Source organism: Brevundimonas naejangsanensis (genome assembly GCF_003627995.1).
GTDB lineage: Bacteria > Pseudomonadota > Alphaproteobacteria > Caulobacterales > Caulobacteraceae > Brevundimonas > Brevundimonas naejangsanensis_B.
In genome coordinates this window covers 1162322-1179444 of the sequence record NZ_CP032707.1, presented here as the reverse complement: position 1 = coordinate 1179444, position 17123 = coordinate 1162322, and the positions used below count along the sequence as shown (strand labels likewise).

Genomic DNA, 17123 nt, shown 5'->3' with positions numbered 1-17123 from the left:
CCGCGCGTAAGAGGAAACTCATGCATACGCCCAGCTTCGAAGGCGTCGTCGACGCCGCCCGCCAGATCGCCCCCGCCGCCGTCCGCACGCCGCTGATTGAGCATCCGGCCCTGAACGCCGCCGTCGGCGGCCGGGTGCTGCTGAAGGCCGAAACGCTGCAGGTCGCGGGCGCCTTCAAGTTCCGCGGCGCCTACAACCGCATCAGCCGCCTGACCGAGGCGGAAAAGACGCGCGGCGTCGTGGCCTATTCCTCGGGCAACCACGCGCAAGGGGTGGCGGCGGCGGCCCAGGCGGTCGGAACCCGCGCCCTGATCGTCATGCCGTCGGACAGTCCGGCGGTGAAGGTCGAGGGCGTGCGCGCCTTCGGCGGCGAGGTGCGGACCTATGACCGCTGGAGCGAGAGCCGCGAGGCCATCGGCGCCGAGATCGCGGCCGAGCGCGGCTCGGTCCTGGTCCCGCCCTTCGACGACCCCTTCGTCATCGAGGGCCAGGGCACCGTCGGGCTGGAGATGCTGGAGCAGGCCGGGATCGAGCTGGACCAGCTGCTGTGCGGCGCCTCGGGCGGCGGCCTGATCGCCGGGATCAACCTGGTCATGGCCGAGCAGAGCCCCGCGACCCGCGTCATCGTGGTCGAGCCCGAGGCCTTCGACGACACCCGCCGCTCGCTGGAAGCGGGAATGCGCGTCGGCCATCCCGACGGCGCGCCGTCGATCTGCGACGCCCTGATGTCGCCCCTGCCGGGCGAACTGACCTTCCCTATCAACCAACGCCTGGCAGGCGCGGCGACCGTCACCGACGCCGAGGTGGCCGAGGCCATGCGCTTCGCCTTCCGCTGGCTGAAGCTGGTGATCGAACCGGGCGGGGCGGTGTCCCTGGCGGCCCTTCTGTCGGGCAAGGTCGCGGCCAAGGGCCTGACCACCGGCCTCGTCCTGTCGGGCGGCAACGTCGACCCCGGTCTGTTCAGCGCCATCATCGAGGGGCGGTTCGCGGGCTGAGCCTTCCCCGTCATCCCGGAAGCGGCGCAGCCGCTATCCGGGACCGCTGCCCACGCCGCGCCCCTGGGCGGTCCCGGATCGTCGCTGGCGCGCCGTCCGGGATAACGGCTAGGCTGCGCCCTATCACCAAGGGGAGCCTCATGACCAAGCCCAGCGACCTGCCGTCCCTGATCGGCCAGGAGGTCGGCGTCAGCCGCTGGTTCGCCCTGGATCAGGCCCGCATCGACGCCTTCGCCGCCCTGACCGAGGACGAGCAGTTCATCCACGTCGATCCCGAGCGCGCCCAGGCCACGCCCTTCGGCGGGACCATTGCTCATGGTTTCCTGACCCTCAGCCTCGCCTCGGCCATGAGCGAGGACGCGGTCGCCCCGCTGGACGGGGTGGTCATGGGGGTCAACTACGGCTTCGACCGCCTGCGCTTCCTCGCCCCGGCGCCGTCAGGGTCGCGCGTGCGCGGCCGATTCAAACTGCTGTCGGCCGAGGACAAGGGCGGCGGCCGGTGGCTGCTCAAGCACGAACTGACCGTCGAGATCGAAGGCGGCGACAAGCCCGCCCTGATCGCCGAATGGCTGACGATGCAGGTGGTGAAGGCCTAAACTCTCCCCGCTCATCCCGGCGGACGCCGGGATCCAGTGCTTTGGCCCCGGACGCCGCGCGTGCGGTTCTCACTGGGCCCCGGCGTCCGCCGGGGTGAGCGGAACCGCATGGGCGCTTATTCCCCCAGGCACCTCAGCGCCACTTCCAGATTGCGCAGGCCGTCCTCGCCCGAGACCGCCGCCGTCTCGCCGGTGCGGATGGCGTGGATGAAGGCCTCGTGCTCCTTCTTGAGCGGCTCGGCGGGCCAGGCGTTCAGCATCCGCGTCGAATAGGAGCCGTCCGGCTGCTGGCCGAAATACTCGGTCACCTGGCGGGTGATCAGGTCGGCGACGATGAAGCGGGTCTTGGTCGCCACCTGCAGGGTGCGGGTCTTGTAGGGCGTGACCCAGTTGGTGGTGATGTGGGCGATCACGTCATTGGCCATGCGGAACTGCAGCAGGGCCGAGTCCTCGCGCGAGGCGTGGGCGTGGCCCAGCAGCGACTGGACCTCGACGACCTCGGACCCCGTCAGATGGCGGATGATGTCGATGTCGTGCACCGCCAGGTCGATGACCACCCCGACCTCGCCCATGCGCGGCGGGAAGGGGCCGACGCGGGTGATCTGGATGGAGATGATCTCGTCGCCGTCGATGGCGCGCTTGACCGTCTCGACCGCCGGGTTGAAGCGCTCGACGTGGCCGACCATCAGGACGCGGTCGGCAGCCTTGGCCGCGTCGATCATGGCCTGGGCGTCGGCGGTCGTGGCCGCGATGGGCTTTTCGACCAGCACATGGACCCCGGCCTTCAGCAGGGCGACGCCCAGTTCGGCGTGGTAGCGGTTCGGCGTGGCGATGACGGCGGCGTCCAGGCCGGCGGCGACGAAGGCCTCGGCGGTCGTCACGGCGGTCGCCCCATAGGCGGCGGCCACGCCCTCGGCCGTCACGGCGTCGGGGTCGAACACGGTCGTCAGCTCGACGTCGCGCAGTTCGGCGAGGACGCGGGCGTGGTTGCGGCCCATGACGCCGGCGCCGGCGACGCCGATCTTGAGGGGGGTCTGCTGGATCATGCGATCTCTTCTTTCTTCGTCATCCCGGCCGCAGCCTAGCGGAGAGCCGGGACCACCGGAAACACCGGCGCTTGTCGCGGTCCCGGACAGCGGCTCGCGCCGCTTCCGGGATGACGGGGTCGATCAGGCCTTGAAGCCGGCCACGGCGGCGATGATGCGGGCTTGCGTCGCCGCGTCCAGGTCGGCGTGCATCGGCAGGCTGATCACCACGTCCTTCAGTCGCTCGGTGACGGGCAGGCCACCCGCGCCGCGCGGATAGTGCTCATAGGCCGGCTGCAGGTGCAGCGGGATCGGATAATAGACCGCCGTCGGCACGCCCTGCTCCTTCAGGTGCGCGGCCAGGGCGTCGCGGTCCGGGTGCTCGATCGTGTATTGCGCCCAGTTGGAGACATTGCCCGCCGGCACGTCCGGCACCTTGGCGACGTGGGGGCGCAAGGCTTCGTTGTAGCGGGCGGCGGCGGCGTTGCGCCATTCGATCTCCTGGCCGAAGACCTTCAGCTTCTCGATCAGGACGGCGGCCTGGATGGTGTCCAGACGGCTGTTCAGGCCGATGCGCATGTTCAGATATTTGGGGTCGTGGTCGAAGGTGCGGTCCTTCAGGTCCACCGCGACCGCCTTGCCGTGGACGCGGATGGAATCCATCAGCTGGGCCAGTTCGTCATCGTTGGTCAGCACCGCCCCGCCGTCGCCGTAGCAGCCCAGAGGCTTGGCCGGGAAGAAGCTGGTGGTGGTCACGTCGGCCCATTTCAGCGGGTGGTCGCCGTCGATGGTGCAGCCGAAGCCCTGGGCCGAGTCGGAGATCAGCTTGAGGCCGTGCCTGTCGCAGATGGCCTTGATGGTCGGATAGTCGGCGGGCTGGCCGAACAGGTCGACGGCGATGACCACGCGCGGGGTCAGGCGGCCCTCGGCCTTGATGCCCTCGATGGCGCGTTCCAGCGCCGCCGGGTCCATGTTGTAGGTGTCCGCGTCCACGTCGACGAAGACCGGCTCGGCGTCGAACCAGGGCACGACCTCGGCGGTGGCCGCGAAGGTGAAGCTGGGCACGAAGACGGCGTCGCCGCGCCCGATCCCCCAGGCCATCAGGGGCAGGGCCAGGGCGTCGGTGCCGTTGGCGCAGCCCAGGGCGTGCTTGGCCCGGCCGAAGGCGGCCAGGTCGGCCTCGAACTGGCGCACCTGCGGGCCCATGACCCAGGCGCCGCCGACGACGGCCTCCTGGACGGCGGCCTCGATCTTGCCGGCGAGGCGAAGGCGCTGGGCCTGAAGGTCGATGAAGGGGATGGTCATGGGAAGTCGCTCTCTCGATGGGGCCGACGCGGGCGGAACGGCGGGCTCCGGGCGCGTGGACGCGAAGGCGGTCATCTGTCTCGGGCGCGTCCTACCAAAGCCGGGGCGTCCTGAACAAACCCGCCGGGGTCACTTCGCGTTGCCGGTTGCAACGAAAGGGGCGCTTGGCAAAGCGGCGCCCCCCGCCTAAGCCCAAGCGACCATGATCTTGTCGAGCGCACAGACCCGGATCCGCGACTGGCTGTTCCGCCAGGCCCTGCCGCTGTGGGCCGAGGCCGGGATCGACGCCGGGGGCCGCTTCGTCGAGAGGCTGGACTTCGACGGCCGCCCGATCACGGGCCTGCCGCGCCGCACCCGGGTGCAGGCGCGCCAGGTCTATGTCTTCGCCGAGGCGGCGTCGCTCGGCTGGACCGAGGGCGAAGCCGTCGCGCGGCGCGGGTTTGAGGTTCTGGTCCGCGACAACCGGCGGGACGACGGTCTGTGGGTGCGCGCCACGGACGATGCGGGGGTGGTCATCGACTCCACGCCCGACCTTTACGACCTGGCCTTCGTCCTCTTCGCCCTGGCCGCCGCCCATCGGACCCTGAAAGACGACCGCGCCCGGCCGCTGGCGCTGGAGACGCTGGCGGCCATCGAGGCGCGCATGGCCGATCCGCTCCACGGCGGCTGGCAGGAGGCCCTGCCCCCCGTCCTGCCGCGCCGCCAGAACCCGCACATGCACATGTTGGAGGCCTTGCTGGCCTGGCAGGCCCTCGCCCCCGATCCGGCTTTCGCGACGGCGGCGCGACGCGTGCTGGACCTGTTCGCGACTCGTTTCTTCGACCCGAGCGCCGCCGTTCTGGGCGAATATTTCGCCGCCGACTGGGCGATCGCTCCCGGCGGCGCCGGCCAGGTCATCGAGCCCGGCCATCACATGGAGTGGATCTGGCTGCTGGACCAGGCCCGCCGCCTCGGCCTCGAGGGGCACGACCGGCAAGCCGAGGCGCTCTTCGCCTCGGCCCTGACCAACGGCGTCGACGCCCAGGGCCTGATGATCCGCGAAGTCGACCGCATCGGCGTGGTCCGCGACGGCGGCCGCCGTCTGTGGGGCCAGACCGAGGCCCTCCGCACCCTTCTGCTGCGCGGTCGAACCGACCGCGCCCTGACCCTGCTCGACGCCGTCTTCGCCACCCATCTGGCGACGGCGACGCCCGGCCTGTGGATCGACTCCTACGACGCGCAGGGCCGCCCGCAGGACGCCTCGGTCCCCGCCTCGACCCTCTATCACCTGATGACGGCCTTCTCGGCCCTGCTGACGGAGCCCGCATGAGCCAGCGACCGGCCGCCTTCCTCGACCGCGACGGCGTCCTGATCGTCGACAGCGGCTATCCGCACCGCCCCGACCAGCTGGTGCTGATCCCCGGCGCCGCCGAGGCGGTGAAGCGGCTGAACGACGCGGGCTACGTCACGGTCATCGTCACCAACCAGTCGGGCGTGGCGCGCGGCCTGTTCAGCGAAGAGACCATGCACGGCTTCAACCGGATGCTGATCGCGCGCCTGGCCGAGGCGGGCGCGCGTATCGACGCCGTCTACGCCGCCCCCTGCCACGCCGAGGCCGTGGACGAGCGCTACCGCCACCCCGACCACCCCGACCGCAAGCCCAATCCGGGCATGCTGCTGAAGGCCATCGCCGAGCACGATCTGGACCCGGCCCGCTCGCTGATGATCGGCGACCAGCCCTCGGACATGGAGGCGGCGCGGCGCGCGGGCGTCGTCGGGCATCGCTTCCCCGAAGGCGGCGACCTCGATCAATTCGTCGCGGCGATCCTCACGCGCTGATCGCAATTCTTCATCTGGTGAATTACCCTGCCCGCAACGCTGGAGACACAGCCGGGAGAAACGCCTGATGACCTACGCCGACCGCCGCTGGACCTCGCCCGATGGCTTGAGCCTCTACGCCCGCGACTACGCCCCCGCCGACGGCCCGGCGCGCCTGCCGGTCATCGCCATCCACGGCCTGACCCGCAACAGCGCCGACTTCGCCGCCATCGCCGGCCTGATCGCCGCGAGCGGCCGCCGCGTCCTGGCCGTGGACGTGCGCGGGCGCGGCCTGTCGGACCGCGCCTCCGACCCCATGACCTACCGGCCCGACGTCTACGCCCGTGACGTCCTCGCCCTGATGGAGCAGACGGGGATCGAGAAGGCGGCCTTCATCGGCACCTCCATGGGCGGACTGATCACCATGGCCCTGGCGGCGATCCAGCCCCAGGCCGTCGCCGCCGCCGTCATCAACGACATCGGCCCCGAGGTGGCGCCCGAGGGCCTGGCCCGCATCGCCGAATACACCGGCCGCAAGATCGAGATCCGCGACTGGGCGGACGCCGCCGCCTATGCCCGCGACATCAACGCCGTCGCCTTCCCGCTCCATGGCGACGCCGACTGGGACGCCTTCGCCCGCCGCATCTTCCGCGAAGGCGAGGACGGTCGGCCGGTGCTGAACTACGACCCCGACATCTCGGTCCCGATCAAGGCGGCGGGCGCCGCGGCCCTGGTCCCCGACCTGTGGCCGGCCTTCACAGCCCTGGCCGGCGGACGGCCCAGCCTGCTGGTGCGCGGCGGAATCTCGGATCTGCTCAGCGCGGACATCGCCGGCCGAATGCGCGAGGCGGCGCCCGATATGGCCTATGTCGAGGTTCCCGGGATCGGCCACGCCCCCATGCTCGACGAGCCCGAGGCTCGCGCGGCGATCTTCGAGTTCCTGGCGCGGGTCGGCTGACCCCCGTCATCCCGGCCGAAGCGCAGCGAAGGGCCGGGACCGCCGAAAACACGATGGTTTGACGGTCGCGCCTGTCGCGGTCCCGGATAGCGGCTGACGCCGCTTCCGGGAGGACGGCTATGCGGCCTCAAGCAGCGCAAAGCGCGGTAGGCCCAGCATCAAGCCTTCTTTACGAACTCGGTCCGCAGCACCAGGCCGCGCACCTTCTCGACATTGGCCTCGATCTCGTCGGGGTCGCCGGTCAGGCGGATGTTCTTGACCAGGGTGCCGCGCTTCAGCGTCACCCCGCCCGAGCCCTTGACCTTCAGGTCCTTGATCAGGGTCACGCTGTCGCCGTCCGACAGGATGTTGCCGTTGGAGTCCTTGGTCACGTCATCGGTCATGGTCGTCTCGCAGAAGGCGGGCGCGCGCGACGGCGAACCCGCTGGGAAGGAATCGGCCTCAAGTAGCGCGAAGCGCGATAGGCCTCAAATCCGACGCCGTCAGGCGTCGGGAACATTGTTATCCAGTTCGTCGAGCCAGAGGCGCGCGCTGCTGTCCGACGGCGCCCGCCAGTCGCCGCGCGGCGACAGCGACCCGCCCGTCACCACCTTGGGCCCGTTCGGCACGGCCGAGCGCTTGAACTGGCTGGTCTGGAAGAAGCGGATCAGGAACTTCCGCAGCCAGGCCTTGATCGTCGGCAGGTCATAGGCGACCCGCTCCGCTTCCGGCAGGCCGACCGGCCAGGTCCCCGTCGTCGCGTCGCCCCAGGCCTGATGCGCCAGCCAGGCGACCTTGGACGGCTTGAAGCCGAAGCGGCTGACGTAGAACAGGAAGAAGTCGTTCAGCGCATAGGGGCCGACGATCGACTGCGTCGACTGGATCGCCCCGTCGGCGCCCGCCGGCACCAGCTCGGGCGAAATCTCGGTGGCCAGGATGGCGTGAAGGGTCGGCGTCGCCGCCTCCCCCACCAGGCCGCGCTCGGCCACCCAGCGGATCAGGTGCTGGATCAGGGTCTTCGCCACCCCGCCGTTGACGTTGTAGTGGCTCATGTGGTCGCCGACGCCGTAGGTGCACCAGCCCAGCGCCAGCTCCGACAGGTCGCCGGTGCCCAGGACGAAGCCGTGGTTCTGGTTGGCCAGGCGGAACAGATAGTCGCTGCGCAGGCCCGCCTGGACGTTCTCGAACGTGATGTCGTGCACGGGCTCGCCGTTCGCGAAGGCATGGCCGATGTCGCGCAGCATCTGTTCGGCCGCGGGGCGAATGTCGATCTCGGCCCCGGTCACGCCCAGGGCCTGCATCAGCGCCCAGGCGTTCGACTTCGTCCCTTCGGACGTCGCGAAGCCCGGCATCGTGTAGGCCAGGATGCCCGTGCGCGGCAGTTCCAGCCGGTCGAAGGCGCGGCAGGCGACCAGCAGGGCCTGGGTCGAATCCAGCCCGCCCGAGACGCCGATGACCAGGGTCTTCGACCCGGTCGCCGTCATCCGCCGCATCAGCCCCTGGACCTGGATGTTGAAGGCCTCGAAGCAGTCCTGATCCAGCCGCGCGGCGTCGTCCGGCACGAAGGGGAAGCGGTCCAGAGGGCGGATCAACGCGCCGTCTGGCCCCTCCCCCGCCTCGAACGGGACCACGGTCGCGGCCTCGCCCTCGATCCGGGCGCAGTCGGAGAAGGTGCCGTTGCGCAGACGGTCCAGGCCGATGCGGTCCACGTCGACGTCGGCGACGGTCAGATGGCTCTCCAGCGCAAACCGCTGGCCCGAGGCGAGACACGCGCCCAACTCGTGGATGGTCGCCTGGCCATCCCAGGCCAGGTCCGTGGTGCTTTCGCCCCAGCCCGAGGCGGTGAAGACATAGGCCGACAGGGTGCGGGCCGACTGGCTGGCGCACAGCAGGGCGCGCTCGTCGGCCTTGCCGATGACGATGTTGGAGGCCGACAGGTTGCACAGGATGCGCGCCCCGGCCAGCGCCGCCCGCGTCGACGGCGGCAACGGCGCCCAGAAGTCCTCGCAGATCTCGACCGCGAAGACGAAGCCGGGCCGGTTGGTCGCCTCGAACACCAGGCCCGGGGCGAAATCGACGCTCTCGCCATTGAGCAGGATGGCGTCCTCGCTGCGGCTGGCGGCCGGCGCGAACCAGCGCTTCTCATAGTATTCGCGGTAGTTGGGCAGATAGGTCTTGGGGACCACGCCCAGAACCTCGCCGCCGCCCAGCACCACGGCGCAGTTGAACAGGGCGTCGCCGTTGCGCAGCGCCGCGCCCACGGCGACGATCACCCCGGCCTCGCCCGCGACCTCGGCCAGGCGCGCGATCTGGTGCTCGACCTCTTCGAGCAGGGCCGCCTGCAGGTGCAGGTCGTCGATGGCGTAGGCGCTCAGCGACAGCTCGGGGAAGACCAGCAGGTCCACGCCCTTCTCGCCCGCCTGGCGGATCAGTCGTTCGTGTTCGTCCGCGTTGGCGGCCGGATCGGCGACATGGACCACCGGGGTGGCGGCGGCGACGCGCACGAAGCCGTGGCGGCGCGGGGCGTGGAAGGAGTGCGTCTTCGCCATCAATCTTTCCGCTCATCCCGGCGGACGCCGGGATCCAGTGAGAGCCGCGAGGCGCGGCGTCCGATCTCTAAGACCGTTCGATCCATATAGGCTCGCGCCGCCACGCCAAAGCCCTGAGCGGTTTATAGTGACCTGAGAACCGCCGTCGGCTAAGGCTCTGCCCATGAGCGATACGCCCAAAAAAGGCTGGTTCCAGCGGCTGAGCGCGGGTCTGTCCCGATCCTCCAAGCAGATGACCGACCAGGTCGTCTCCACCTTCGTGAAGGAGCCCCTGTCCGAGGAGGCGCTGGAGCGTCTGGAGGAGCACCTGATCGAGAGCGATCTCGGCCCCGCCGCCTCGGCCCGCATCGTCGAACGCTTCCGCGCCCTGCGCTTCGGCAAGAGCTCCGACGAGCGCGAGGTCAAGGAAGCCCTGGCCGAGGCCGTGGCCGCCGAGCTGCTGCCGCGCCAGGCGACGTTCGACCCGCTGTCGGGACCCAAGCCCTATGTCGTCCTGTTCGTCGGCGTGAACGGCTCGGGCAAGACCACGACCCTGGGCAAGATCGCCTCGGACCTGACGGCCAGGGGCGCCAGGGTGATGATCGTCGCCGGCGACACCTTCCGCGCCGCCGCCCGCGAACAGCTGAAGGTCTGGGCCGACCGCGCCGGGGCCCATTTCGAGAGCCGCCGCGACGGCGCCGACGCCGCCGGCCTGGCCTTCGACGCCTATACGAAAGCCAAGGCCGAGGGCTACGACGTGGTCCTGATCGACACCGCCGGGCGGCTGCAGAACAAGTCGACCCTGATGGACGAACTGCTGAAGATCGTCCGCGTGCTCAAGAAGGTCGACCCCGACGCCCCGCACGAAACCCTTCTGGTGCTGGACGCCACCGTGGGCCGCAACGCCCTGGAGCAGGAAAAGATCTTCGGCCGCACCGCCTATGTCTCGGGCGTGGTGATGACCAAGCTGGACGGCACCGCGCGCGGCGGCGTCCTGGTGCCTGTGGCCCAGGCCTCGGACGCCCCGATCAAGCTGATCGGCGTCGGCGAAGGCGTCGACGACCTGCAACCCTTCGACGCGCGCGCGTTTTCCCGGTCTCTGGTCGGGCTTGAGGACTAGAAGCGTATGAGTGAAGCGACCGAGACCAAGCGCCCGCAGTGGATCCGTCAGGCCGTCGACTTCGGCGCGTTGGCGGCCTTCATGGCCGCCTATTTCATCACCCGCGACATGATCAAGGCCACCTGGGTCCTGGTCATCGCCTCGATGATCGCCCTGGCCGTCGGCTTCCTGGTTGAGCGCCGTCTGGCGCCCCTGCCCCTGATCACCGGCGGCTTCGCCATGATCTTCGGGGTTCTGACCATCGTCACCGACGACGACCTGTTCGTGAAGCTGAAGCTGACAGTGCAGAACGGCCTGCTGGCCGTCGTCCTGCTCGGCTCCCTGCCGCTCAAGAAATATCCGTTCAAGGCCCTGCTGGGCTCGGCCATCAAGGTGACGGATCAGGCCTGGCGCACCCTGACCTTCCGCTACGGTCTCTATTTCCTGGCCGTCGCCGTCGCCAATGAGGTGTTCCGCAGCCCCGCCGCCGTCGCCGCCCTGTGGTCGATGCTGAACCTGGGCACGCCCGACGCCAACGCCGTCTGGACGGCTTTTCGCGGCGTGCTGTGGATCGCCGCCTCCATCTTCGGCCTGTGCCAGGTGCCGCTGATCATGAAGAACATGATCAAGGACGAGGAGCCCGGCCCCATCTCCCCTGACACGGGGCTTTAGGGCTGGGGCGAGCTTCCATCAGCCGTCATCCTCGGGCTTGACCCGAGGATCGAGCCTAGCAGCGCACTTATGCTTTCCTCCCACGCGCAGGCGGACAATCCGATCCTCGGGTCAAGCCCGAGGATGACGGAGCTGTAGAAGGATTCGATCACCCAATCCGGGCCTCAAGCAGCGCGAACGCGCGGCAGGCCCGCTTAATAACGGCCTCAAGCAGCGCGAAGCGCGGTAGGCCCACTAAATGTCTTCAAACCGTCAGCGTTTGCGTCGTCAAAGCGTTAAGCCTGACTGTTAGCACTCGCAGCATGATCCGGCCTCGGCCGGCGTTGGGCGGGTTCGGAAACGAGGACGATGATCAAGTCGGGCAAGCAGGCGAAGATCAAGGGCGGGCTGGCGGACTCGCCCAGCCACCTGATGCACCGGGCGCTGCAGCTGGCGCTGGACATCTACGCCGAGGAGACCGGCCCCGACGGCCTGACCCAGCGCCAGTTCGCCGTGCTGGAGGCCGTGGCCGCCCGCTCGGGCCTGACCCAGACCGACCTCGTCAAGGCGACCGGCATCGACCGCTCGACCCTGGCCGACCTGGTGGCGCGGATGACGTCCAAGGGCCTGCTGGAGCGCGAGCGCTCGGCTCTGGACGCGCGCGCCAAGGCGGTGCGCCTGTCGCCCCAGGGCGAGGCCGCCCTGATCGCCGCCCGCCCCCGCGTCGAGGCCGCGGACAGGCGCATCATGGCCCTGCTGCCCAAGTCCAAGCGCGAGGGCTTCCTCGATCTGCTGACCCACCTGTCCGACGCCGCCGACGCCGCCCCGGAACAGGCCCGCGCCGAGGTCAAGGCGGCGAAGAAGGCCGCCAAGGAGGCCAAGAAGGCGGAGAAGGCCGCTCGCAAGGACACGGACGCCAAGGGCGACGGCCGGGGCAAGAAGAAGAAAAAGGGTGCGGTTGACGTCGTGGCGACGGACCAGCCTCAGACCGAGGATCAGGCCGGCGCCGTCGTGGTCCCGCTCAAGGACGCCGCGAAGGGCTGAACGCCCTCTTCCCGCTCATCCCGGCGGACGCCGGGATGAGCGGATTTTGGACCGCCTGCCTCAGACCCGAATATCGAGCAGGGAGCCGGGGCGCTGGAATCGCGAGATCGGAGCCCGCTGCTCCACGGCGGCCGACGCAGCCGCCGCCTCCTGCACGTCGGCGTCTTCAACCGCCATCGGCGCCGCCAGACCCATGGCCTGGCGGAAAAAGGCCGACTGGGCCGTTCTCAGGGCGTGGGCCGCGCCGCCCGCCGGAGGCGGAAAGGCCGGCCGCTCGGATGAAATCGCGGACATGGCCCCACCATGCCCCGGCTTCGTCTAGATATGGTTAATGCATAATTCACCCTGTTTCGGGCGAGCGGCTCAGCGCGCCGGGGCCTTCAGGGCGTCGATCAGCTTCTGCAGGTCGGCGTCGGTCAGCACCGGGCCGGACGACTTGGCGACGATGGTCCCATAGGCGTCGACGACGAAGCTTTCCGGCACGCCCGACACGCCCAGGTCCAGCCCTGCCCGGCCCTCGCGGTCGACCAGCACCAGGCGATAGGGATCGCCCAGCTCCTCCAGGAAGGCGGCGGTGGCGACGGGGTCGTCCTTGTAGGCCACGCCGACCACGGCGACGCCCTGTTCCTTCAGCTTCATCAGCTGCGGATGCTCCAGACGGCACGGGGCGCACCAGCTGGCGAACAGGTTGACGATCATGGGCTTGCCCACGCCCGCCGTCTTCAGGTCCAGCAGGTCGTCGGTCTCGCGGCCGTCGGCCAGGATCGGCAGGACCGTCGTCTCCGGGATCGGCTGGCCGACCAGGGCGTCGGGCTTGTAGGTCGGGCCCGCGGCGGGGTCGCCCGCCATCCGGTCCATCTGGGTCATCAGGAAGACGGCCAGGACGACCAGGGCCAGAATGGGCAGAAGGGCCAGCCAGCGCTTCATTTGCGCGCCTCCTCAAGCCGGGCCAGCTCGCGCTTCCAGCGGCGGGCGGCGATCAGGGCGCGCGCCGACAGGGCGGCCAGGACCACGGCGCTGATCCCCCAGGCGGGCCAGACGAAGGCGGCGTAGCGGCCCATGTCGAGGTCGAGCACGGCGGGTCTCCTTGTCAGGCTTCCAGGGCGGCGCGGGCGCGCAGGGTCAGGACGCGGCGACGGCGGATCTCGGTGCGGATCGAGGTCAGCCAGATGGCCCCGAACAGGAACCCATAGGCCGCCATCATGGTCAGCAGGGCGGGCAGGAAGGCGGGATCGACGCTGGTCCCGCCCGAGCGCAGCAGGGAGGCCGGCTGATGCAGGGTGTTCCACCAGTCGACCGAGAACTTCACGATCGGCAGGTTGATCAGGCCAACCAGACCGAGGACGGCGGCGGCGCGCGCGGCCTTCTGCTCGTCGTCGATCGAGGCGCGCAGGGCCATGTAGCCGAGGTAGAAGAGGAACAGCACCAGAACCGAGGTCAGGCGCGCGTCCCACACCCACCACGTCCCCCACATGGGTTGGCCCCACAGGGCGCCGGTGATCAGGGCCAGGGCCGTGAAGGCCGCGCCGGGCAGGGCGGCCGCCCGCGCCGCCGCATCGGCCAGCGGATGACGGAACACCAGGGCGAAGAAGCTGGACACGCCCAGGGCAGCATAGGCCATCAGCCCCAGCGACGCCGCCGGCACGTGGATGAACATGATCCGCACCGTGTCGCCCTGCTGATAGTCGGCGGGCGCGGTGAAGCTGAACCACGTCCCCAGCAGCAGCAGGCCGAGCGCCAGCGCCCACAGCGCCGGGACCACCGGGCCGGTGAAGCGCATGAAGCGGTCGGGATTGGCGAGGCCGAACATGGGCCGCCGATTACGCGGCCCCGCGCCCGACGGCAAGCGGGCGCGACGTCCGACTCCTTGTCGCAGCTCTTCTTACGCCGCCATCCTCTCTTCTTACGCCGTCATCCTCGGGCTTGACCCGAGGATCGGGCTGTCCGCCTGCGCGACATTGGCGCGGAGGAGCGCGCCGCTTCCCTCGATCCTCGGGTCAAGCCCGAGGATGACGGATGACAATGCCCCCGGGACGAGGCTCGACCTACAGGCTCAGCCCGTGCTCGGCGGCCAACGCCTCCAGGCTGACCATCGGGCGCGGCCCCCAGTGGGCGATCACTTCCGACGCGGCCAGCGAGCCCAGGGCCCCGGCCTCGGCCAGCGACAGGCCGCGCGACAGGCCCAAAAGGACGCCCGCGGCGTACTGGTCGCCGGCGCCCGTGGTGTCGACCACCTTCTCGACCGGATAGGCGGCGACCTCGACCCGCTCGTCGCCGCGGAACAGGACCGATCCGGCGGCCCCGCGCGTGACGGCGGCGACCTCGACGATGCGGCCCAGGTGGGCGGCGCCGTAGTCGAAGCTCTCGGTCTCGAACAGGGCGTGCAGTTCGGCCTCATTGGCCAGGACGATGTCGGCCGAGGTCTTGATGAAGTCCAGCAGCTCGGCGCGCCAGCGGTGCACCACGAAGGCGTCCGACAAGGTGATGGCGACCTTGCGGCCCGCCGCGTGGGCGGCGGCGGCGGCGGCCTCGAAGGCGGCTCGGGCCGGGGCCGGGTCGAACAGATAGCCTTCCAGATAGACCACGGCGCTGTCGCCGATCAGTTCGGCGTCGACGTCGGCCACGGTCAGTTGGTTGGCGGCGCCCAGGAAGGTGCACATGGTGCGCTGGCCGTCGGGGTGACGTTGATCAGGCAGCGGCCGGTGCCCGCGCCGTCCTCCAGCGCCCGGGTGGCGAAGTGGACGCCGACGGCGCGGATGTCGTGGCTGAACACCTCGCCCAGGGTGTCCTTGGCCACCTTGCCGACATAGGCCGCGCGGCCGCCGAAGGAGCCGACGCCCGCCACCGTGTTGCCGGCCGAACCGCCCGAGGCCTCGACCCCCGCCGCCATGGCCTCATACAGGGCCGCGCTCTGCGCCTCGTCGACCAGTTGCATCGAGCCGGGGACCAGGCCCTTGGCCTCCAGGAAGGCCGGCTCGCACGGGGCCAGGACGTCGACGATGGCGTTGCCCACGGCGCAGACGTCGAAGCGGGCGTTACGGGCGAAGGCAGGCAGGGTCTGGGTCATGCGCGCCCCATAGCGGGCGACGCGTGCGTGCGCCAGCGTCCAGGCTTCGCCCGCACGCAAAAGCAGCCTAAGCAGTCCGACCTGTTGCACACGGTCCATGCCGGGCCTTGCGGAGATACGCCTTGACCGACGTCGCCGTCCTGACCCCCGATCCGGCCGATCCCACCTATTCGACCCTGTGGCCCGGCGTGCTGGACAAGCTGTCCGAGGCCCTGGCCACGGCGGGCGTCACGGCCCGGCCCACCCCCTGGACCGACCATGTCGAGAACGCCCGCGCCCTGGCGCACTTTCCCCTGGTCCTGCCGCTGCTGGCCTGGGGCTACCACCGCGACCACGACCGCTGGCTGCAGGCCTGCGCCACCTGGGCCGAGGCCGAGGCGCCGCTGGCCAATCCGGCCGAGACCCTGCGCTGGAACTCCGACAAGCGCTACCTGGCCCGCCTGGCCGAGAAGGGGGTGGCGATCCCGCCGACGATCTTCGCCGACCACGTCGACGCCGGGGTGGTCGAGGCCGCCTTCGCCGCCACGGGGGCCGAGGCCCTGATCGTCAAGCCGACCGTCTCGGGCGGCGCCTGGCGCACCCTGCGCGTGGCGGCGGGCGACCTGCTGGACGAGGCGCTGGCGGACGCCCCGGTCGGCGGGACGATGATCCAGCCCTACCTCAAGGCCATCGAGACCGAGGGCGAGACCTCCCTGCTCTTCTTCGGCGGCGAGCTCAGCCACGTCGTCAACAAGCGCCCCGGCCCGGCGGGCGAGTTCCGCATCCAGACCCAGTTCGGCGGCCGCTATCAGGCGCTGGACACGGCGCCCCAGGGCGCGCTGGACCTGGCCGAACGGACCCTGGCCGCCATCGACGAGGACCTGCTCTACGCCCGCATCGACATGACCCGCGACGACAAGGGCGACTGGGTGCTGATGGAGGCCGAACTGATCGAGCCGGACTTCTACCTGGCCGCCGCGCCCCAGGCGGGCGCCCGTTTCGGCCAGGCGGTGCGGGCGCGGCTGGAGCGCTAGCCCCCTCTTCTTTCGTCATCCTCCGGCGCCCCCCGCGAAAGTGGGGGAGGCCGGGGGACCTAGCGGCGCGCGTGAGCGCGAAAGACGCGGAGGCGGCGCTTGCGAGAAGATCGCCTTCGGCGCCGCTGGGTCCCCCGGTCTGCGCGGCTGCGCCGCTTGCCGGAGGATGACGAAAGAGAAGCAGGCCCTAAACCCCCATGAAGCTGGCCCGCGACGGGCACAGGTCGGAGATGACGCAGCCCGCGCACTTCGGCCGCTGGGCCAGGCAGGTGTAGCGGCCGTGCAGGATCAGCCAATGGTGCGCCTTGGGCAGCCAGGCCTCCGGCACCACCTGGTGCAGCTGGGCCTCGACCTTGTCCGGCGTCGCCGCATTGGCCAGCCCCAACCGGTGCGAGACGCGGAAGACGTGGGTGTCCACTGCGATCGCCGGCTCAATGCCCAGTTCGTTCAGCACCACGCTGGCGGTCTTGCGCCCGACGCCCGGCAGGGCCTGCAGGTCGGCGCGGTTCAGCGGCACCTCGCCGCCGTGCTTCTCGACCAGCATCCGCGCGGCGGCGATGACGTTCTTCGCCTTGGTGCGATAGAGGCCGATCGAGGAGATCAGCGGGATCAGCCCCTCCTCGCCCAGGGCCAGCATCTTCTGCGGCGTGTCGGCGACGGCGAACAGGGCGCGCGTGGCCTTGTTGACCCCCACGTCGGTCGCCTGGGCCGACAGGGCGACGGCCACCACCAGGGTGTAGGGATTGACGAATTCCAGCTCGGTCTTGGGGTCCGGCATGACCCCGGCCAGGCGGGTGAAGATCGCCTCGACCCGATCCTCGTCCGGCGGCCAGGCGATGATCGCGCCGACGGGGGCCGTCTTCGGCTGGCGCGAGCGCTTGCCGGGCGGCGGGGCGAGGCCCGCCTTCTGAACGATCTTTTTCTGGCGGGAGGCGGATTTCAACGGAGCCATGTCCCCGCTTCGCCTTCCCGGCGCGCGGCGTCAACGTCGCCCGCGCGACACGTTGCGACAAAAAGGCGCGGCTCAGGGTTGTATTCTGGACGCTCCTGTCCATTTTACGCGCCG

Annotated in this window: 18 protein-coding genes and 1 pseudogene; 9 read left to right on the top strand and 10 right to left on the bottom strand. The window is 70.3% G+C overall.

What is annotated here, in order from left to right; translation table 11 throughout:
- Positions 1–20 precede the first annotated feature (20 nt).
- Together D8I30_RS05545 and D8I30_RS05540 are read left to right on the top strand one after the other, a co-directional pair.
- Complete coding sequence (locus D8I30_RS05545) at positions 21–995, top strand: threonine ammonia-lyase (RefSeq protein ID WP_121481856.1); 975 nt, start codon at positions 21–23, stop codon at positions 993–995.
- 140 nt (positions 996–1135) lie between these two features.
- Positions 1136–1591, top strand: a complete 456-nt coding sequence (locus D8I30_RS05540) for a MaoC family dehydratase (protein WP_121481855.1) — start codon at positions 1136–1138, stop codon at positions 1589–1591.
- A gap of 116 nt (positions 1592–1707) precedes the next feature.
- On the opposite strand, the gene D8I30_RS05535 is transcribed toward D8I30_RS05540, so the two are convergent.
- Together D8I30_RS05535 and D8I30_RS05530 are read right to left on the bottom strand one after the other, a co-directional pair.
- Complete coding sequence (locus D8I30_RS05535; RefSeq protein WP_121481854.1) at positions 1708–2637, bottom strand: Gfo/Idh/MocA family protein; 930 nt, start codon at positions 2635–2637, stop codon at positions 1708–1710.
- A gap of 123 nt (positions 2638–2760) precedes the next feature.
- Positions 2761–3921 carry a DegT/DnrJ/EryC1/StrS family aminotransferase gene (locus D8I30_RS05530; RefSeq protein ID WP_121481853.1) on the bottom strand — a complete coding sequence of 387 codons (1161 nt, stop codon included), beginning with the start codon at positions 3919–3921 and terminating at the stop codon, positions 2761–2763.
- 202 nt (positions 3922–4123) lie between these two features.
- Here D8I30_RS05530 and D8I30_RS05525 point away from each other — a divergent pair, with 202 nt between their 5' ends.
- The 3 genes from D8I30_RS05525 (at position 4124) to D8I30_RS05515 (ending at position 6676) form a co-directional block, all read left to right on the top strand.
- Positions 4124–5230, top strand: a complete 1107-nt coding sequence (locus tag D8I30_RS05525; RefSeq protein ID WP_121481852.1) for an AGE family epimerase/isomerase — start codon at positions 4124–4126, stop codon at positions 5228–5230.
- Positions 5227–5739, top strand: a complete 513-nt coding sequence (locus D8I30_RS05520; protein WP_121481851.1) for a D-glycero-alpha-D-manno-heptose-1,7-bisphosphate 7-phosphatase — start codon at positions 5227–5229, stop codon at positions 5737–5739. The genes D8I30_RS05525 and D8I30_RS05520 overlap by 4 nt, the downstream gene beginning before the upstream one ends.
- 67 nt (positions 5740–5806) lie before the next feature.
- The gene (locus D8I30_RS05515) at positions 5807–6676 is read left to right on the top strand and encodes an alpha/beta fold hydrolase (protein ID WP_121481850.1); all 870 of its coding nucleotides are present in this window, start codon (positions 5807–5809) and stop codon (positions 6674–6676) included.
- A gap of 158 nt (positions 6677–6834) precedes the next feature.
- Here the strand turns inward: D8I30_RS05515 and D8I30_RS05510 are convergent, their stop codons facing one another.
- Together D8I30_RS05510 and D8I30_RS05505 are read right to left on the bottom strand one after the other, a co-directional pair.
- Entirely contained in the window at positions 6835–7059 is a 225-nt protein-coding gene (locus D8I30_RS05510) for an alkylphosphonate utilization protein (protein WP_121481849.1), read from the bottom strand.
- 99 nt (positions 7060–7158) lie between these two features.
- Complete coding sequence (locus D8I30_RS05505) at positions 7159–9204, bottom strand: NAD(+) synthase (RefSeq protein WP_121481848.1); 2046 nt, start codon at positions 9202–9204, stop codon at positions 7159–7161.
- 163 nt (positions 9205–9367) lie between these two features.
- Here D8I30_RS05505 and ftsY point away from each other — a divergent pair, with 163 nt between their 5' ends.
- The 3 genes from ftsY to D8I30_RS05490 all read left to right on the top strand — a co-directional run bounded on the left by ftsY (position 9368) and on the right by D8I30_RS05490 (position 11977).
- Complete coding sequence (gene ftsY / locus D8I30_RS05500; protein WP_121481847.1) at positions 9368–10303, top strand: signal recognition particle-docking protein FtsY; 936 nt, start codon at positions 9368–9370, stop codon at positions 10301–10303.
- 6 nt (positions 10304–10309) lie between these two features.
- The gene (locus D8I30_RS05495) at positions 10310–10954 is read left to right on the top strand and encodes an inner membrane-spanning protein YciB (protein WP_121481846.1); all 645 of its coding nucleotides are present in this window, start codon (positions 10310–10312) and stop codon (positions 10952–10954) included.
- 348 nt (positions 10955–11302) lie between these two features.
- Complete coding sequence (locus D8I30_RS05490; RefSeq protein ID WP_121481845.1) at positions 11303–11977, top strand: MarR family winged helix-turn-helix transcriptional regulator; 675 nt, start codon at positions 11303–11305, stop codon at positions 11975–11977.
- A 60-nt stretch (positions 11978–12037) separates the two neighbouring features.
- On the opposite strand, the gene D8I30_RS05485 is transcribed toward D8I30_RS05490, so the two are convergent.
- The 5 genes and pseudogenes from D8I30_RS05485 to D8I30_RS05465 form a co-directional block, all read right to left on the bottom strand.
- Positions 12038–12271 carry a hypothetical protein gene (locus tag D8I30_RS05485; RefSeq protein ID WP_121481844.1) on the bottom strand — a complete coding sequence of 78 codons (234 nt, stop codon included), beginning with the start codon at positions 12269–12271 and terminating at the stop codon, positions 12038–12040.
- 69 nt (positions 12272–12340) lie between these two features.
- On the bottom strand, positions 12341–12904 hold the full coding sequence (locus D8I30_RS05480) for a DsbE family thiol:disulfide interchange protein (RefSeq protein ID WP_121481843.1): 564 nt from the start codon (positions 12902–12904) through the stop codon (positions 12341–12343).
- Positions 12901–13053 carry a heme exporter protein CcmD gene (gene ccmD / locus D8I30_RS05475; protein ID WP_121481842.1) on the bottom strand — a complete coding sequence of 51 codons (153 nt, stop codon included), beginning with the start codon at positions 13051–13053 and terminating at the stop codon, positions 12901–12903. Before ccmD ends, D8I30_RS05480 begins: the two co-directional genes overlap by 4 nt.
- Before the next feature lie 14 nt (positions 13054–13067).
- Positions 13068–13787, bottom strand: coding sequence for a heme ABC transporter permease (locus tag D8I30_RS05470; RefSeq protein ID WP_121481841.1), 720 nt, complete (start codon positions 13785–13787; stop codon positions 13068–13070).
- Positions 13788–14022: 235 nt separating this feature from the next.
- Positions 14023–15044, bottom strand: a pseudogene (locus tag D8I30_RS05465) (adenosine kinase).
- Positions 15045–15166: 122 nt separating this feature from the next.
- Between D8I30_RS05465 and D8I30_RS05460 the strand changes: the two are divergent.
- On the top strand, positions 15167–16057 hold the full coding sequence (locus tag D8I30_RS05460) for an ATP-grasp domain-containing protein (protein WP_121481840.1): 891 nt from the start codon (positions 15167–15169) through the stop codon (positions 16055–16057).
- 187 nt (positions 16058–16244) lie between these two features.
- On the opposite strand, the gene nth is transcribed toward D8I30_RS05460, so the two are convergent.
- The gene (gene nth / locus D8I30_RS05455; RefSeq protein WP_121481839.1) at positions 16245–17009 is read right to left on the bottom strand and encodes an endonuclease III; all 765 of its coding nucleotides are present in this window, start codon (positions 17007–17009) and stop codon (positions 16245–16247) included.
- Between the last annotated feature and the right edge of the window lie 114 nt (positions 17010–17123).

Bases quoted from the DNA above. Each gene is read 5' to 3' on its own strand.
- D8I30_RS05545 (WP_121481856.1), top strand. From the start codon at position 21: ATGCATACGCCCAGCTTCGAAGGCGTCGTCGACGCCGCCCGCCAGATC.
- D8I30_RS05540 (WP_121481855.1), top strand. From the start codon at position 1,136: ATGACCAAGCCCAGCGACCTGCCGTCCCTGATCGGCCAGGAGGTCGGC.
- D8I30_RS05535 (WP_121481854.1), bottom strand. From the start codon at position 2,637: ATGATCCAGCAGACCCCCCTCAAGATCGGCGTCGCCGGCGCCGGCGTC.
- D8I30_RS05530 (WP_121481853.1), bottom strand. From the start codon at position 3,921: ATGACCATCCCCTTCATCGACCTTCAGGCCCAGCGCCTTCGCCTCGCC.
- D8I30_RS05525 (WP_121481852.1), top strand. From the start codon at position 4,124: ATGATCTTGTCGAGCGCACAGACCCGGATCCGCGACTGGCTGTTCCGC.
- D8I30_RS05520 (WP_121481851.1), top strand. From the start codon at position 5,227: ATGAGCCAGCGACCGGCCGCCTTCCTCGACCGCGACGGCGTCCTGATC.
- D8I30_RS05515 (WP_121481850.1), top strand. From the start codon at position 5,807: ATGACCTACGCCGACCGCCGCTGGACCTCGCCCGATGGCTTGAGCCTC.
- D8I30_RS05510 (WP_121481849.1), bottom strand. From the start codon at position 7,059: ATGACCGATGACGTGACCAAGGACTCCAACGGCAACATCCTGTCGGAC.
- D8I30_RS05505 (WP_121481848.1), bottom strand. From the start codon at position 9,204: ATGGCGAAGACGCACTCCTTCCACGCCCCGCGCCGCCACGGCTTCGTG.
- ftsY (WP_121481847.1), top strand. From the start codon at position 9,368: ATGAGCGATACGCCCAAAAAAGGCTGGTTCCAGCGGCTGAGCGCGGGT.
- D8I30_RS05495 (WP_121481846.1), top strand. From the start codon at position 10,310: ATGAGTGAAGCGACCGAGACCAAGCGCCCGCAGTGGATCCGTCAGGCC.
- D8I30_RS05490 (WP_121481845.1), top strand. From the start codon at position 11,303: ATGATCAAGTCGGGCAAGCAGGCGAAGATCAAGGGCGGGCTGGCGGAC.
- D8I30_RS05485 (WP_121481844.1), bottom strand. From the start codon at position 12,271: ATGTCCGCGATTTCATCCGAGCGGCCGGCCTTTCCGCCTCCGGCGGGC.
- D8I30_RS05480 (WP_121481843.1), bottom strand. From the start codon at position 12,904: ATGAAGCGCTGGCTGGCCCTTCTGCCCATTCTGGCCCTGGTCGTCCTG.
- D8I30_RS05470 (WP_121481841.1), bottom strand. From the start codon at position 13,787: ATGTTCGGCCTCGCCAATCCCGACCGCTTCATGCGCTTCACCGGCCCG.
- nth (WP_121481839.1), bottom strand. From the start codon at position 17,009: ATGGCTCCGTTGAAATCCGCCTCCCGCCAGAAAAAGATCGTTCAGAAG.